A 15,081-nucleotide genomic window follows, 5' to 3' on the forward strand; every position below is an offset into this window, starting at 1 on the left:
AGTGACGCAGCCCAGATCCAAAAAGCGCCCCATCTCCGGGTGGGTGGTGCTGTCAAAGCCCTATGACATGACCTCCACCCAGGCGGTGGGCAAGGTCCGCTGGCTGTTTTCCGCTGCCAAGGCAGGCCATGCCGGTACACTCGACCCGCTGGCCACCGGCATCCTCCCCATCGCTCTCGGTGAGGCTACCAAGGCCGTGCCGCAGGTGCAGGATGGTACAAAAATCTACCGCTTCGCCATTCAATGGGGCAGCTCCACCAGCACCGACGATGCCGAAGGCGAGGTGATCGCCACTTCCGACCACCGCCCTGAGCAGGCCGACCTGGAAGCGGTGCTGCCGCGCTTTACCGGCACCATCATGCAGCGTCCTCCGGCTTTTTCGGCGATCAAGGTCGATGGCGAGCGTGCCTATGACCTGGCGCGCGCCGGTGAAATCGTCGAACTGGCTGAGCGGCCGATCGATATCGACGCCATCGCGCTCGTCTCCCACGATACGGTGCAGAGCATTCTCGAGGTGACCTGCGGCAAGGGCACCTATGTGCGAGCCCTGGCGCGCGATATTGCCGAAGCGCTGGGCACAAGGGGCCATGTCACCAGCCTCCATCGCGCTGCGGTGGGGCCATTTACCGACGCCATCGCCGTGACCATCGAACAATTGGAAGCGGCAGAAGCCGGTCTGGCGCGCGACGCGCTCCTTGCACCTGTCGCATCCGGTTTCGCCAATCTGCCAGAAATTCGGCTCGATCCCGTGCAGGCGACAGCCGTCGGCCATGGCAATGCGGTGCTGCTGACCGGCGCCGGCGCGCCACTGGCGCTCGATGATTGCTGGGCCAGCTTCAAGGGCAAGGTGGTTGCCACGGGGTCGGTGGCCTTCGGGCAATTCCATCCGCGCCGGGTCTTCAATCTCTAACCTTTCGGCACGGCATCGTCGTCAATAAAAACGGGGCCCGATTGGGCCCCGATTTTTTGCTCCGGTCAGGTGACCAGGAAGATGATGATGATCAGCCAGATCGGCACGCCGAGAAGCCAGAGTGCAAGTCCTTTGAACATGGAATTCTCCTCTTTCTTATCGGATCAGAAGCGGCGGAAGACGTCGGTGAAGACGCTGTTTTCGTCGCGGTGATTGCCACCCTTCTGGGCTGCCCAATAGGCACCGATGGCCGAAACCAGCGAAGAGGCGGCGAGGAGGAAGGCGGCGATAATAGCCGTGTTGCGGGCAATGCGGGCAGCCTCGACGGCTTGCTGACGGGCAGTGGCGACATTGGCGGCAACCTGGTCGACGCGGGACTGGGCTTCTTCCGGCGTCAGGCCGGTATTGGCGGCCACAACATTGGCGAGATAGGCGCGGTCGTCGGCATTGATGCTGCCATCGCCAAGCGCGGCTTGGGCGAAAATGCGGCCGGCCTCGTCGCGGGCAAGCGTGGCGTCTACCGGCTGGTTGGCGCGGAACAGCGTGTCGACGAAATAGGCATTGGGGTCGACAGCGTCCTCGACGGCATTGGAGGCAGCAACCGTGGCGGTAGCGGTAGCGCTGCCCACGGCATTGGCAATGGCACCCACGCCGCTGACAGCCAGCACGGCACCAACAATCATGGCACCAGCCCAGACGAGCAGGCCATGGGCGCCATCGCGCACATCGCTCTCATCTTCAGTGGCGTCGAAATTGCGTCGACGCAGGCGACCGGTGAGGTAACCGCCGGCCATGAAGCTGGAGATCTGCACCCAGAGGAACCAGCTGGCGGCAGCAACACCGATCAGCACCGCCGGTGCGCCCTCGCGGGCATGAAAGCCCACCATGTTGAGCCCGATGGCGGAGCCGAAGCTGATGAAGAGAATGGAAATCGCGCTGGCGAAGACGACGCCGGCAATGATGGCGGGCCAATCCACATAGCTGGATTTTTCGCGATCACTGGCTGCGCCAGCCTCGATAACGGCAATGCCGGAGGGATGTTCGATCGTCATGGTGATACCTGTCCTTGTTGCTAATGGCTCAAGCGAGACCGATGAACGACAGGATGGCCATGACGATAACGACCAGGCCGACAAGATAGATGATGGAGTTCATGGGAAGAGCCTCTGTTGAGTGACGCAAGTGGTCAGACAACGGGCCCGATGGGATTTTGTTCCGATTGCGGCAGATTGGCGGCGAAGGCTGTGCGCCTCCGCCGCTGGCTTTGGTGCCGAGGGGCTCAGCGGCTGGCCCATTCCAGAAGGCTGGCCAGACCCACAAAGGGCAGGTCTGCGCGTTCGGTCAGCCCCGAGGCGCAGGTCGAAACGGTGGAGACGCCCAACTCGCACCCTGGTGGAATGTCGTCGCGCACGCGCCGCGTCGCATGCTGGTTGAGCTCGGGCAGGAACAGGCCCTTGTCTCCGGCATAGCCGCAGCACGTGACCGAGGTCAGCACCGCGATCTCCTCGGCACAGGCGCGGGCAATGGCTTCGGTCGCCGGCTGTTCGCCGAGGCGCTGCGCCGAGCAATTGTGGTGCACAGCAACAATTTTCAGCTTCTGGGTGATGCTGAGGTTGGGTAGCACCTGCTCGACCAGGAACTGCGCGGAATCGCTGACCTCGGCCGAGCCCGGCACCGCCTGCAAATGCTTGGCGCAGGTCGACGCATCGGTGACCACCGGCAAGGCGCCATCGACCGAAAGATCGTTCAGCTGCGCCATCAGCATCCCACCGACCTTCTCGGCTTCCTGCGGAAAGCCCTTGGACTGGAAAGGCTGGCCACAGCATTGGCCATTGAGGTGCTCGGGGATGATCACGTCAAACCCGGCGCGTTCCAGCAGCGTCACCATGGCCTGGTTGGTTGGCAACAGCTGGTGGTGAGTTTCGGGCGCGCCGAACATGCGGCTCGGGCAGGCCGGGAAATAGACCACAGATGGCCGCCCGGTTTGAGCGATTGGCACCGGGAAGCCGCTTTTGCGCGGGTCCTGCCGGTTGTCCTTTGCTTTGGGCGTGCCGGGGCCATGGTGTAGCGCTCGTGACACGCGCGGTACATGTCGCCCCGTCAACCGTCGCGCCGTATCGGTGATCGCTTCGACGGCAGGGGCAGGCACGACTTTGCGGGCCATATCGGCCACCGCCACCCCACCGCGCATCATCGACTCGACCGCGCCGCGATGGTCGGCCACGAAATGGGCGACCGAACGGGCGGTGTCGCCCCGGCGCCTGGCGCGCTCGCCCAGAATCATGGTGCCGGTCTCGATACCCACGGGGCAGCGCAGAGAGCAGAGATTGCAGGCAGCGCAGGTATCCATCCCGGCATATTGGAAATCGGCCTCGAAGCGCGCCAGCCGCGCCGGGTCCTCGCCGGTCTGCTTGAGGCGAGCGCGCTCGCGCGTCACGGCAATGCGCTGGCGCGGCGTCAGCGTCATGTGGTGGCTGGGACAGGCCGGCTCGCAAAACCCGCATTCGATGCACAGATCGACGATCTCGTCGGCCAGCGGCATGACCTTGAGGTTCTTGACGTGGATCTTGGGATCGTCGTTGAGCAAGACGCCTGGATTGAGCAGTCGCTCGGGGTCGAAAGCCGCCTTGATCGCCTGCATGATGCCATAGGCCTTGGCGCCCCATTCGGCTTCGACGAAGGGTGCGATGGCGCGGCCGGTGCCGTGCTCGGCCTTGAGCGAACCGCCATAGCGTAGCGATACGAGATCGGAGAGCGCGCGATTGAACGCGTCGAATTTTTCAGCGGCACCCGGCTTGGTGAAATCGTCGCCCATCTGGAAATGCAGATTGCCCGCCAATGCGTGGCCGAATATTACCGCATCGGGATAGCCGTGCTCATCGAGCATGCTGCGCAAGTCGACAACAAAATCGGCCAGTTTTTCAATCGGTGCCGCCACGTCCTCGGTCAGCATGATGCTGCCCTTGGGACGCGCTGCACCGGCGGAGGTGAAGAAGCCCTTGCGGATATCCCACAGCTCGTGGCTGCGATGCTCGTCGGTGGACAGATCGATATGGGTGGCGCCGTGGCGCGCCAGCAGCGCAGCGGTCTTGGCGACTTCGCGCGCCAGCGTCTCGGCGTCGGGAGCGGTGACGTCGATCAGCACGGCCGGCGAAGTCTCGGTCAGCCAAGGCAGTAAAGGCACCATGGGCGAGAGGTGCTCGACCGTGGCCAATGCGCGCCGCTCGATATATTCGGCCGCGGTCACTCCGGTGGTCACCTGCACGCCGCCATTGGCCATTTCGATGATGGCGCGCCCGGCGGCCTGCGGATCGGGAAAGGGAATAAGCCCGGTGGCCTTGAAGGGGTGTTCGGGCACCGTATTGTAGGTCACCTCGGAGACGAAGCCGAGCGTGCCTTCCGAGCCCACCATCAGGTGGATGAGAATATCGAGCGGATCGTGATAGTCGACCAGAGCGTTGAGCGAATAGCCCACCGTGTTCTTGATGCGGTATTTGTGCCGGATCAGCGCCACCAGTTCCGCATCATCCATGACGGCGCGATGCAGCGCCTGCAACTGGTCGAGCATCTTGGCATGGCTCTTGCGGAAGGCGGCAACGCTATCCGCGTCGCCGGAGTCCAGCATAGTGCCGTCGGTCAGGACGATCCTGAGTCGCGCCATGGTGTGGTACGTGTTCTGCGCTACCCCGCAGCACATGCCCGAGGAATTGTTGTTGACCACGCCGCCGATCTTGCAGGTCGCCTGGCTCGCCGGATCTGGCCCAATCTTGCGGTCAAATTTCTTCAGCGCGCGGTTGGCCTCGGCGACGATGACGGCCGGTCCAAGAGTGATCTTCTCGGCTCCCGGATGGATGGTCAGCTTGCGCCAGCCATCCCCGAGCACGGCCAGCACGCCATCGGTGACGGCCTGTCCGGACAGCGAGGTGCCGGCGGCCCGGAAGGTTACCGGCAGTCCCTCGGCACGGGCTGCCTGGAACACGGCACGCACATCATCCTCGGAGTTGACGAAGACCACCACGGCCGGAATCAGCCGGTAGGAACTGGCATCGCCGCTCCAAGCATAGGTCATCAGCGGATCGGTGTGAATGGCGCCCGAAACACTGGCTTTGAGGCGATGGGCGACGCGCTCCCCGGCGGCCTGGCGGTCGGGGGCGGGAGCCTTGGGCTGGATCGAGGTGAGAACGGCTTGCTGCATGCTTGTCTACTAACATGTTAGGCAATGTCTGCGAAGGGCTTCTCGCTCCATGTGGCGAAACTGCTCAGCGTTCCGGCGGTGGCAACACCACCGCTGCCGCCTGCATGATCCGCGCGATCAACGCTTCGATGCGTGCTTCGCTGCGTCGCTCGCTCAACACATGAACGCCGGCGGTGAATCTGGTCATCTCGTCGACGACATCGAGCTGAAGCAGTCCCTGCTTTTGCAGGTGATCGCTGATGACATGGGAGTGCGGCAGCACCGCGTCGGTGGCCAGTGTGTAATCTATGCAGGCCGCCAGGGAATTGGAGCCGAAAGTAAAGTCGGTCTGGTCGAACAGGGCCTTCATCCGAGCGCGCCAACGATTGGGATCGAAAAACCGCTCGTGCCGGCTTTCCGGCGGGGTGCTGGTGACGATGGGGAAGCGCTCGACCTCCTCCCGCGCACAGGGTCGACCGAGCAGGGGATGGCCGGCGCGTACAAAATAGCCGTTATGCACAGTCGTCAGCGGAATGAATTCAGTGGCCACGGCGGCATTGAGCTCCTGCGTCTCGTGCCCGAGAAACAATGAGATGTCGCCGGAGAGCAGTTGATCCAGCAGTCGAAACTGATGTCCAAGGCTCACCTGCACGGGCGAACCGGGAAATTCCCGCTGATAGTCGAGGATCATGTCCTTGAGAAACAGCTGCCACCAGGAATAACCGGTGCCGATCGACAGACCCTGCTCGGCGCCACGCCGCTGGTCGTCGATCATGGCCAGCGTATTGTCATAGAGCCTCTGCATCAGCCGGGCATTTTCATAAAGCGTTTCGCCGTAGCGGGTAAGGCGGACGCCGCGCGAGGAGCGCTCGAACAGCGGCACGCCGATGCTCTCCTCCAGCTTGTGCATGTTGAAGGTCAGCGTCGGCTGGGTGAGCAGCAGCGCGGTGGCCGCACCGCTCAGCGAACCGGCATCGGCCACCGCGATGAACTGGGTGAGAAGCTTGTCCATATCATTCCTCTCGGTTTGCGGCAGAGCTAACGCCAGTGACCATAGAAAAAATCTATAGAAAGCGCGACATTTCGTAGTTCTCTCTTTGGAAAAAATCCGCCAGTCTCGCCACACAACATGCCGGACAGGGATAGGCGGGCGAGATGGGCAGCGATGATGACTTCCTCAATCTTCCATACAAGATAGTTGCTCGACCCAAATCTCCCGTGTTAAGAGCGTAACTGACTGGTTATTTAAGCAGGGCGTCAATCAGCCACTTGCGCAGGAACTCGCGCGACAAGGTTGTCTAGTCATAGGCTTTCTGGTAACCAATCGGTGATTTAGCGGCGGGGAGGCCGCTATGCGAGAAAACCGGGTCCCAGGCGGGTCCGGATTGTTTTGGGAGGACCAAACTATGACTCTACGTCTTGATCGTCGTCAGTTTCTGATGGGCTCTTCAGCCTTGCTGGCTGCAGGGGCTGTCGGCATGGGCCCGGCATGGGCGCAGAACGCCACCCTGCGGCAGTTCTTCTGGGGCGGCCAGAACCGTGCCGACCGCACCTATGGTGTCAACGACCTGTTCAAGGCTGCCACCGGCAACACCGTCGATAGCAGCTTCCTCGGCTGGGGTGACTACTGGCCCAAGCTCGCCACCGAAACCGCTGGCGGCAATGCCCCTGACATCGTGCAGATGGACTATCGCTATATCGTCGAGTACGCCAAGCGCGGTGCCATTGCTCCGCTGGACGAGTTTGTCGGTGGCGCCCTCAAGCTCGACGGCTTCGACGCCGACCAGCTCGAAGGCGGCAAGGTCGATGGCAAGCTCTATGGTATTTCGCTCGGCGCCAACTCCGTGGCTCAGCTGGTCAATATCGCCGCTTTCGAGGAAGCCGGCGTCGAAGCGCCGAACCGCGACACCACCTATGACGAAATTCGCGAAAAGGGCGAAGCGTTCAAGGCCGCCAATGTCCGCGGCGGCATGAAGATCATTGCCGATGGCTCGGGCTCCGAGCCCATGCTCGACAACTGGCTGCGCCAGAAGGGCCTGGCGCTCTACACGGCCGATGGCAAGCTCGGCTTCGATGCCGATGCGGCCATCGAGTGGTTCACCCTCTGGCAGGGCTTCCGCAATGACGGCATCTGCGTCAGCGCCGAAGATCAGGCGCTCGACACCAACGGACCGCTGGAAACGACCATGGTGGTTATGGGCAAGGCGGCGATGATGCCGTCCAACTCCAACCAGCTCGTCGCCTTTCAGACGCTGATGACAGATCCGCTGACCATCACCAACTATCCGCGCATCGCGCCCGGCGTCGGTGGCGGTCACTATCGCAAGCCGTCCATGTTCTTCTCGGTCGGCGGCTCCTCTGCCAACAAGGAACTGGCCGCCCAGTATCTGAGCTTCTTCGTCAACGATCTCGGCGCTGCCGAAGTCCTGGGCGTGGAACGCGGCATTCCCTGCATCGACAAGACACGTGAAGCCGTGGCGCCTGGCCTCGACGAACAGAACCAGATCGCTCTCAACTTCGTCGCCAATCTCGGTGATCTGCTTGGGCCGCTGCCGCCGCCGCCGCCGGCCGCCGCTGGTGAAATCGACATCTCGCTGCTGCGCGTTCTCAGCCAGGAAGTGGCTTTCGGTGCTCGTTCGCCGGAAGACGCTGGCCAGTACTTCGTTTCCGAAGCCACTGCCATCCTGCAGCGCGCCAGCTGATCCAGGATACGACTATGGCCACGCAGGTCGACAACAGTGCTTCCACCGGAGCCGGCCGCGTGGCCCCTCCATCCTTCTGGTCCGGGGTGTGGCAAAACCATGCCCCGGGCTACCTCTTCCTTCTGCCCTGGCTCATCGGCTTTCTCGGCCTGACCATTGGGCCGATCCTCACTTCATTCTATCTGAGCTTCACGCATTTCGACCTGCTCACCGCTCCGCGCTGGGCCGGCCTCGACAACTATATGCGCATGTTCACCAATGATCCGAAGTTCGTCGCTTCCATGCGGGTGACCTTCACCTTCGTGATCTTCTCGGTGCCGCTCAAGCTGGCTTTCGCTCTCGGCGTCGCACTGCTGCTCAATCGCGGTATGAGGGGCCTTTCGATCTATCGGGCGCTGTTCTACCTGCCCAGCCTTCTCGGCGCCTCGGTGGCCATTGCCATCCTCTGGCGGCAGATCTTTGCCGGCAATGGCCTGGTAAACCAGCTGCTCGCCAATTTTGGCATTCAGGGCCCGAGCTGGATTTCCAATCCCAACACGTCGCTGTGGACGCTGATCATTCTTGCCGTCTGGCAGTTCGGCTCGCCTATGATCATTTTCCTCGCCGGCCTGCGACAGATTCCGCAGGATATGTACGAGGCCGCCAGTCTCGATGGGGCCAGCAAATGGCGCCAGTTCTGGAAGATCACCCTGCCCATGCTGACCCCGGTGGTGTTCTTCAACGCCATCATCCAGACCATCGAGGCCTTCAAGAGCTTCACCCCGTCCTTCATCATTTCGGGCGGTACCGGCGGGCCGATCAATTCGACCCTGTTCTATACCCTCTATCTCTACAACGAGGCCTTCGGCTTCTTCCGCATGGGCTATGCCTCGGCGCTTGCCTGGGTGCTCCTTGCCATCGTGGCGCTGTTCACCGCCTTCTCCTTCCTGACCAGCAAGTATTGGGTGCATTATGACGACTGATGCAGAGCGCCTGACCGTGGTCACCGGTTCCTCGCCGACCCGCCGCAAAATGATGTCGATCATCGCCCATGTGCTGCTGGTCGGGGCATCGATCGTGATGCTTTATCCGCTGCTCTGGCTGCTGGCCGCATCGTTCCGCCCGGAAAATGAGATCTTCACCTCCGGCGTGTCGGTGCTGCCCTCCGCCAATTGGAGCGTGGATTCCTACATTCGCGGCTGGAACGGCCTGCGCGTCGGCTTCGGGCAGTTGTTCATCAACTCCTTTGTCATCTCGATCCTGTCGGTGATCGGCAATGTCGTGGCCTGCTCGCTGGCCGCCTATGCCTTCGCCCGGCTGGAATTTGCCGGCCGCCGCTTCTGGTTCGCCATGATGCTGATGACGCTGATGCTGCCCTATCAGGTGACGCTCATTCCCCAATATGTGTTCTTCCTCAACCTCGGTTGGGTGAACACCATATTGCCCTTGGTGGTGCCGAAATTCCTCGCCGCCGATGCCTTCTTCATCTTCCTCATGGTGCAGTTCTTCCGCGGCCTGCCCAAGGAGCTCGATGAGGCGGCGCGCATGGACGGGGCGGGACCCTGGCGCATCTATTGGAAGATCATCCTGCCGCTCTCCATGCCGGTTCTGGCTACGGCTGCGATCTTCACCTTCATCTGGACATGGGACGATTTCTTTGGCCCGCTGATCTATCTCAGCGATCTGCGCCAATACACCGTCATGCTGGGCCTGCGCACCTTCACCGACAATACCGGCATGTCCGATTATGGCGGCATGTTTGCCATGAGCGTGCTGAGCCTTGTCCCGATCTTCGTCTTCTTCCTGTTGTTCCAGCGCCTTCTGATCGAAGGCATCGCGACCACCGGCATGAAGCGCTAACTCCAAAATGCGGAGTGCGGGTCATGCCGCGCTCCGCTCACCAGCGACGACCAGGATATTCTGCTGAAATGACGATCAAATTTGCCGCCATCGGCATCAATCACGCCCATATCTACGGCCAGGTGGATTGCCTGAAGCGCGCCGGTGCCAGCTTCGTGGCCTTCCATGCTGTTGAGGACGACCTGGCAAAAACCTTTGGCGACAAATATCCCGAGGCCCGGCGCGTTGCCGATCCCCGCGAAATTCTCGAAGATGCCTCGATCCAGGTCGTCACCACTGCCGCCATTCCGGCCGATCGCGCCGATATTTGCCTTGCAGCCATGCGGGCCGGCAAGGACGTGTTGACCGACAAGCCCGGCATGACCACCTTCGCCCAGCTTGAAGAGATCAAGCGTGTACAGAAGGAAACCGGGCGCATCTTCTCGGTGCTCTATTCAGAGCATTTCGAGGTCCCGGCCGCCGTCGAGGCCGGCAATCTCATTGCCCAGGGCGCCATCGGCCAGGTGGTCAACACCGTCGGCCTGGGACCCCATTCACTGCGGCTCAACAATCGTCCGGATTGGTTCTTCACCCGCAATCGCTATGGCGGCATTCTGTGTGATATCGCCAGCCACCAGTTCGAGCAGTTCCTGTTCTTCTCCGGTGCCATGGACGGCGAAGTGGTTTCTGCCAATGTGCACAATCGTAACCATCCCAACCGTCCGGGCCTGCAGGATGTGGGCGATGCCCATGTACGCACCGCTGGGACCACCGGCTATATCCGTGTCGACTGGTTCACACCCGAGGGGCTGCCGACCTGGGGCGACGGGCGCCTGACCATTTTGGGTACAGAGGGCTATATCGAGCTGCGCAAATATGTCGATATCGCCGGCCGGCCCGGCGACAACCACCTCTTCCTTGTCGACAAGAAGGGCGTCCAGCATATCGACTGCTCCAAGGTCGACATGCCCTTCGGCCGCCAGTTCCTCGACGACGTGCGTAACCGCACCGAAACGGCGATGCCGCAGGAACGCTGCTACAATGCCATGAAGATGGCACTGACCGCCCAGGCTATTGCCGAACAGGGCAGGGAGTAAGAACGATGAGCCGCATTTTGAACGTCGCCGTCGTCGGCTGCGGTATCGGCCGCTCCCATATCGTGGAAGGCTACCTGCCCAATGCCGACAGGTTCAAGGTTGTCGCGCTTTGCGACCTCAACCAGGAACGTCTGGATGAGGTTGGCGAAGAATTCGGTGTCGAGCGCCGCATCACCGATTTCGCCGATCTTCTGAGCATGGACGACATCGACATCATCGATGTCTGCACCCCGCCAGGCGCGCATCTCTCCATGGTGGTGGACAGCCTGCGCGCTGGCAAGAATGTGGTCTGCGAAAAGCCGCTGGTCGGGTCGCTCAAGGATGTGGACGCCGTCATTGCCGCCGAGAGGCAGGCCTCCGGAAAGCTGATGCCGGTGTTCCAGTACCGCTTCGGCGACGGTATCGAGCAGGCCAAGGCCATCATCGATGCCGGCATCGCCGGAAAGCCCTATGTCGGGACGGTCGAGACCTTCTGGCGCCGCGAGGCCCCCTATTATGCCGTGCCCTGGCGCGGCAAGTGGAAGACCGAATTGGGCGGCGTCCTGATGGGCCACGCCATCCATCCGCACGATATCTTCACCTATCTCATGGGCGATATCGCCCGTGTCTTTGGGCGCGTCGCCACAAGGGTCAATCCGATCGAGGTGGAAGACTGCATCTCGGCCTCCATCGAAATGCAGAGCGGCGCGCTGGCCAGCTTCACCGCCACGCTGGGTTCTGTCGACGAGATCACCCGCATCCGCCTGCAGTTCGAGCACGTGACTATCGAAAGTGATCACGCGCCCTATAATCCGGGCAATGCCCTATGGAAGATTCTGCCGCGCAATGACGCGGTCAAATCCAGGATCGACGCCCTGCTGGCCGATTGGCAGCACGTGCCCTCGCGCTTCCAGACCCAGATGGCGCGCTTCTACGACGCGCTGGTCCACGACGCCCCTTTGCCGGTCACCAGCCAGGATTCGCGCCGTGCCCTGGAATTGGTGACGGCCTTCTATCATTCTTCATCCACGCACCAGGAAGTCGTGCTACCCCTTGGAGCAGACCACCCGCTCTACGAGAGCTGGGTACCGGCAGCGTTCCGGTAAAGAGGAGATAACCATGGCGACCAGCATCGAACTCAACAAGCTCCAGAAAGCCTATGGCGATGTCGCTGTCATCCATGGCGTCGATCTCAGGATCGAACCGGGTGAGTTCACCGTCTTCGTCGGTCCTTCGGGCTGCGGCAAGTCCACCCTGTTGCGGATGATCGCCGGTCTCGAGCCCATTACCGGTGGCGATCTGCTGATCGATGGTCAGCGCATGAACGACGTGCCAGCGGCCAAGCGCGGCATCGCCATGGTGTTCCAATCCTATGCGCTCTATCCGCATATGAGCGTTCACCAGAACCTGGCTTTCAGCCTCGAAACCGCCAAGATGCCCAAGGCGGAGATCGAAAAACGGGTGCAGAAGGCCGCCGAGATCCTCAAGATCGAGCCCCTGCTCAAGCGCAAGCCCAAGCAGCTCTCGGGCGGCCAGCGCCAGCGCGTCGCCATCGGCCGGGCCATCGTGCGCGAACCGAAGATATTCCTCTTCGACGAGCCGCTGTCCAACCTCGATGCCGAACTGCGCGTCGCCATGCGCGTGGAAATCGCCAAGCTGCACAATGATCTGGGAAACACCATGATCTATGTGACCCACGATCAGGTGGAGGCCATGACCATGGCCGACAAGATCGTGGTGCTGCGCAGCGGCATCATCGAGCAGGTCGGCGCTCCGCTCGACCTCTACAACAATCCGCGCAACCTGTTCGTCGCCGGCTTCATCGGCTCTCCCAAGATGAATTTCCTCACCGCCACGGTGGAGAACGGCGCCATCCGAACCGCGGGCACGCTGACATCTTTGGGCCGCGACGTGGCCGGCGCCACGACGCTCGGCATTCGCCCCGAACACATCAGTCTCAACGACGCCAGCGGCGTCAAGTTCGCGGATCTGCGGGTGGATCTGGTTGAAAATCTGGGCGGCCAGACCGTGGTCTATGCCACCACTAGTGATGGACAGGCCATGACTGTAGTGCTCGAGGGCCAGCGCCCCGTCGAGATCGGTGCCACCCTTGCCGCCTATGTCGATCCGGCCAAGGCCCATGTGTTCGACGCTCAGGGCAACGCTATCCGCTAGGTGCTGCGCGCTATAAACCCGCGCAAGTGATACAACGGCAGTGCCCATGCGGCGCTGCCGTTTTGCGTCGGGAACTGGCCAGTAGAGCGAAAAGCCTATGCCTGCGTCTTGGAGGGCGCCACGACATCAAGGCGGTTGTCGATGATCTCGCCCATCTGCGCGCACTCCACCGCGATTTCGCGAATGAAGTCGGCCAACATCGGTCGTTCGAGCGCTGCCAGATTGCGCACCACCATGGCAGTGTCGCGGTGCAGCGGTTCGAAATCGGTCGGCGCGATCTCGACCAGCCGCCCGGCCTTGACGTCGTTGGACACGGCGGAGTTGACGAAGAAGCCCAGACCTTCACCCTTAAGCGCCAGGCGGCGTGCGGGGCCGGTCGGCAACTCGACGCTGGTCTTGGCGAGACGCACCAGAGCTGCCGCAGTCTCCGGGTCGGCCTGCCACCAGCGCAGGGCGATGACGCGGGGCACCAGCGCCAGCACCTCCTCGATACTCGGTCTGGGCGGCAGCTTCGCCGCGATTTCAGCTGACACCACCAGCGGCACGCGCTCGCGCATGATGACCAACGGTTCCAAATCGACCACAAGCGGATCGATATTGGGCCAGCACAATATGCCCATTTCCACTTCGCGCTCATGCAGCATGGCAGCGATCTGCGCCTGCCGGCCCTCGCGCACCACCACATCCACCGCTGGGTACTTCTCCTGAAAGCGGATGAGGCTTTCGGTGATCAGCGGCGAGACCAGCGTGCGCAGCGAAGCGATCGACACCCGGCCCCGTTCTACCCGACGCAGCGCCTCACGTCCCTCCTGCGCTGTACCGATGATGCGCCGCGCATAGGGCAGGAAGGTCATGCCCTGGTCGGTCAGCGTCACCAACCGTCCACGTACGAACAACTGGACGCCCAGCAATTGCTCCAGCGCCCTGATTCGCATCGAGGCGGTCGCCTGAGTAATGTTGAGATGCGCTGCAGCCTTGGTGAACGACTGGTCGCGGACGATACGATCAAAGGTGCGGAGCTGGTCGAGGTCCATAGGAAAGGCTTATGCAAGGGTCGGCTATTGACCAAGTTATCGCCTGGTCGATAGGACCTGTCGATACGTCAACTGACGCAAGCCTAGCCCTTATTGGCCAGTCGCGACTGTTCGGCGCGTTCGATTTTTTCGGCGCGCGCGCGGGCGGCGTCATCGGCGACGGCGTCGCCCATATGGGCGCGCCCGCGTTGCCGGGCCAGGTCCATCTGCCGCTGCCGTTCGGCGGCGGCCTGATGCTTGTCGCTGTCATCGGCGCAATAGGCGCAGGAAACGCCCTCGACATAGTGCTGGTGCTGCCGGTCCGCCGCGGTCAGGGGATGACGGCAGGCACGGCAGAGCGTGGCCTGACCCAGTTCGAGGCCATGGCCGACCGAGACCCGCTCGTCGAAGACGAAGCATTCGCCCGAAAATCGGCTTTCCGTCTCCGGCACCACTTCGAGATATTTCAGAATGCCGCCCTTGAGGTGAAACACCTCTTCAAAGCCTTGGCTGAGCATGTAGGAGGAGGCCTTTTCGCAGCGGATGCCGCCGGTGCAGAACATGGCGACCTTCTTGTCGCGCTTGGGGTCGAGGTTCTTGGCCACGAAGTCCTTGAACTCGACAAAGCTCTGCGTATTGGGGTCGAGCGCCCGCTGAAACGTGCCGATCCCGACCTCATAATCATTGCGCGTATCGACCAGGACAACGTCGTTGCGCTCGATCAGCGCATTCCAGTCCTCCGGCTCGACATAGGTGCCCACTTGGCGGTTGGGGTCGACCTGCGGCGCCCGCAAGGTCACGATCTCCGGCTTGAGCCGTACCTTCATGCGCAGGAAGGGGGCCGTATCGGCGTAGGAATACTTTACCTCCGCTCCGGCGAGCCGCGTACCGAAGGGGCCGGACACGAACAGAAAATCGGCGAGTGCCTCTATGGCCTGGGGTGAACCGGACACGGTGCCGTTGATCCCCTCGGGGGCCAGGATGAGCGTGCCTTTGATCTCCCTTGTGCAACAGAACGCGGCCAATGGCGCCTTGAGGCTTTCCACATCCGGCAAAGGTGCAAATTTATAGACCGCCATCACCTTGTATGGATGATCGGGCTGGGGCAGATTGGTCATCGAAGTTGAGCTGTGCGCTGTCATTTGCCTCGCTCATATCAAAGACCGCATCCGGCGTCACGGGCGGTCGGAACCAAGACATCGGGAGCTTCTCC

12 protein-coding genes are annotated in these 15,081 nt (G+C 62.0%); 7 read left to right on the top strand and 5 right to left on the bottom strand.

The features are described 5' to 3' along the window. Position 1: 1 nt before the first annotated feature. The gene (gene truB, locus BGO80_RS11370) at positions 2–910 is read left to right on the top strand and encodes a tRNA pseudouridine(55) synthase TruB (RefSeq protein WP_286721567.1); all 909 of its coding nucleotides are present in this window, start codon (positions 2–4) and stop codon (positions 908–910) included. Between the two features lie 164 nt (positions 911–1,074). Here truB and BGO80_RS11375 read toward each other — a convergent pair whose 3' ends face one another. The 3 genes from BGO80_RS11375 to BGO80_RS11385 form a co-directional block, all read right to left on the bottom strand. Beyond that, positions 1,075–1,962, bottom strand: coding sequence for a hypothetical protein (locus BGO80_RS11375; RefSeq protein ID WP_286721568.1), 888 nt, complete (start codon positions 1,960–1,962; stop codon positions 1,075–1,077). Positions 1,963–2,189: 227 nt separating this feature from the next. Further along, positions 2,190–5,105 carry an FAD-binding and (Fe-S)-binding domain-containing protein gene (locus BGO80_RS11380; protein WP_286721569.1) on the bottom strand — a complete coding sequence of 972 codons (2,916 nt, stop codon included), beginning with the start codon at positions 5,103–5,105 and terminating at the stop codon, positions 2,190–2,192. Between the two features lie 64 nt (positions 5,106–5,169). Then, the gene (locus tag BGO80_RS11385) at positions 5,170–6,096 is read right to left on the bottom strand and encodes a LysR family transcriptional regulator (RefSeq protein ID WP_286721570.1); all 927 of its coding nucleotides are present in this window, start codon (positions 6,094–6,096) and stop codon (positions 5,170–5,172) included. 394 nt (positions 6,097–6,490) lie between these two features. Between BGO80_RS11385 and BGO80_RS11390 the strand changes: the two genes are divergently transcribed. The 6 genes from BGO80_RS11390 to BGO80_RS11415 all read left to right on the top strand — a co-directional run bounded on the left by BGO80_RS11390 (position 6,491) and on the right by BGO80_RS11415 (position 12,855). Next, entirely contained in the window at positions 6,491–7,786 is a 1,296-nt protein-coding gene (locus BGO80_RS11390) for an ABC transporter substrate-binding protein (protein ID WP_286721571.1), read from the top strand. Between the two features lie 14 nt (positions 7,787–7,800). Then, positions 7,801–8,748: a carbohydrate ABC transporter permease gene (locus BGO80_RS11395; protein WP_286721572.1), complete on the top strand. Its 948-nt coding sequence runs from the start codon at positions 7,801–7,803 to the stop codon at positions 8,746–8,748. Between the two features lie 49 nt (positions 8,749–8,797). After that, positions 8,798–9,625 carry a carbohydrate ABC transporter permease gene (locus BGO80_RS11400; protein ID WP_386849545.1) on the top strand — a complete coding sequence of 276 codons (828 nt, stop codon included), beginning with the start codon at positions 8,798–8,800 and terminating at the stop codon, positions 9,623–9,625. Positions 9,626–9,693: 68 nt separating this feature from the next. Next, positions 9,694–10,701: a Gfo/Idh/MocA family protein gene (locus BGO80_RS11405; protein WP_286721573.1), complete on the top strand. Its 1,008-nt coding sequence runs from the start codon at positions 9,694–9,696 to the stop codon at positions 10,699–10,701. Between the two features lie 5 nt (positions 10,702–10,706). Then, entirely contained in the window at positions 10,707–11,786 is a 1,080-nt protein-coding gene (locus BGO80_RS11410) for a Gfo/Idh/MocA family protein (protein ID WP_286721574.1), read from the top strand. Between the two features lie 13 nt (positions 11,787–11,799). After that, entirely contained in the window at positions 11,800–12,855 is a 1,056-nt protein-coding gene (locus BGO80_RS11415) for an ABC transporter ATP-binding protein (protein ID WP_286721575.1), read from the top strand. Between the two features lie 95 nt (positions 12,856–12,950). Here BGO80_RS11415 and BGO80_RS11420 read toward each other — a convergent pair whose 3' ends face one another. Continuing rightward, entirely contained in the window at positions 12,951–13,889 is a 939-nt protein-coding gene (locus tag BGO80_RS11420) for a LysR family transcriptional regulator (RefSeq protein ID WP_286721576.1), read from the bottom strand. Positions 13,890–13,972: 83 nt separating this feature from the next. Continuing rightward, the gene (gene trhO / locus BGO80_RS11425) at positions 13,973–15,010 is read right to left on the bottom strand and encodes an oxygen-dependent tRNA uridine(34) hydroxylase TrhO (protein WP_286721577.1); all 1,038 of its coding nucleotides are present in this window, start codon (positions 15,008–15,010) and stop codon (positions 13,973–13,975) included. Between the last annotated feature and the right edge of the window lie 71 nt (positions 15,011–15,081).

The organism is Devosia sp. 63-57, assembly GCF_001899045.1.
Taxonomy (GTDB): Bacteria; Pseudomonadota; Alphaproteobacteria; order Rhizobiales; family Devosiaceae; genus Devosia; species Devosia equisanguinis.

Bases quoted from the DNA above. Each gene is read 5' to 3' on its own strand.
- BGO80_RS11380 (WP_286721569.1), bottom strand. From the start codon at position 5,105: ATGCAGCAAGCCGTTCTCACCTCGATCCAGCCCAAGGCTCCCGCCCCC.
- BGO80_RS11410 (WP_286721574.1), top strand. From the start codon at position 10,707: ATGAGCCGCATTTTGAACGTCGCCGTCGTCGGCTGCGGTATCGGCCGC.
- trhO (WP_286721577.1), bottom strand. From the start codon at position 15,010: ATGACAGCGCACAGCTCAACTTCGATGACCAATCTGCCCCAGCCCGAT.
- BGO80_RS11405 (WP_286721573.1), top strand. From the start codon at position 9,694: ATGACGATCAAATTTGCCGCCATCGGCATCAATCACGCCCATATCTAC.
- BGO80_RS11415 (WP_286721575.1), top strand. From the start codon at position 11,800: ATGGCGACCAGCATCGAACTCAACAAGCTCCAGAAAGCCTATGGCGAT.
- BGO80_RS11385 (WP_286721570.1), bottom strand. From the start codon at position 6,096: ATGGACAAGCTTCTCACCCAGTTCATCGCGGTGGCCGATGCCGGTTCG.
- BGO80_RS11420 (WP_286721576.1), bottom strand. From the start codon at position 13,889: ATGGACCTCGACCAGCTCCGCACCTTTGATCGTATCGTCCGCGACCAG.
- BGO80_RS11375 (WP_286721568.1), bottom strand. From the start codon at position 1,962: ATGACGATCGAACATCCCTCCGGCATTGCCGTTATCGAGGCTGGCGCA.
- BGO80_RS11400 (WP_386849545.1), top strand. From the start codon at position 8,798: ATGATGTCGATCATCGCCCATGTGCTGCTGGTCGGGGCATCGATCGTG.
- BGO80_RS11395 (WP_286721572.1), top strand. From the start codon at position 7,801: ATGGCCACGCAGGTCGACAACAGTGCTTCCACCGGAGCCGGCCGCGTG.
- BGO80_RS11390 (WP_286721571.1), top strand. From the start codon at position 6,491: ATGACTCTACGTCTTGATCGTCGTCAGTTTCTGATGGGCTCTTCAGCC.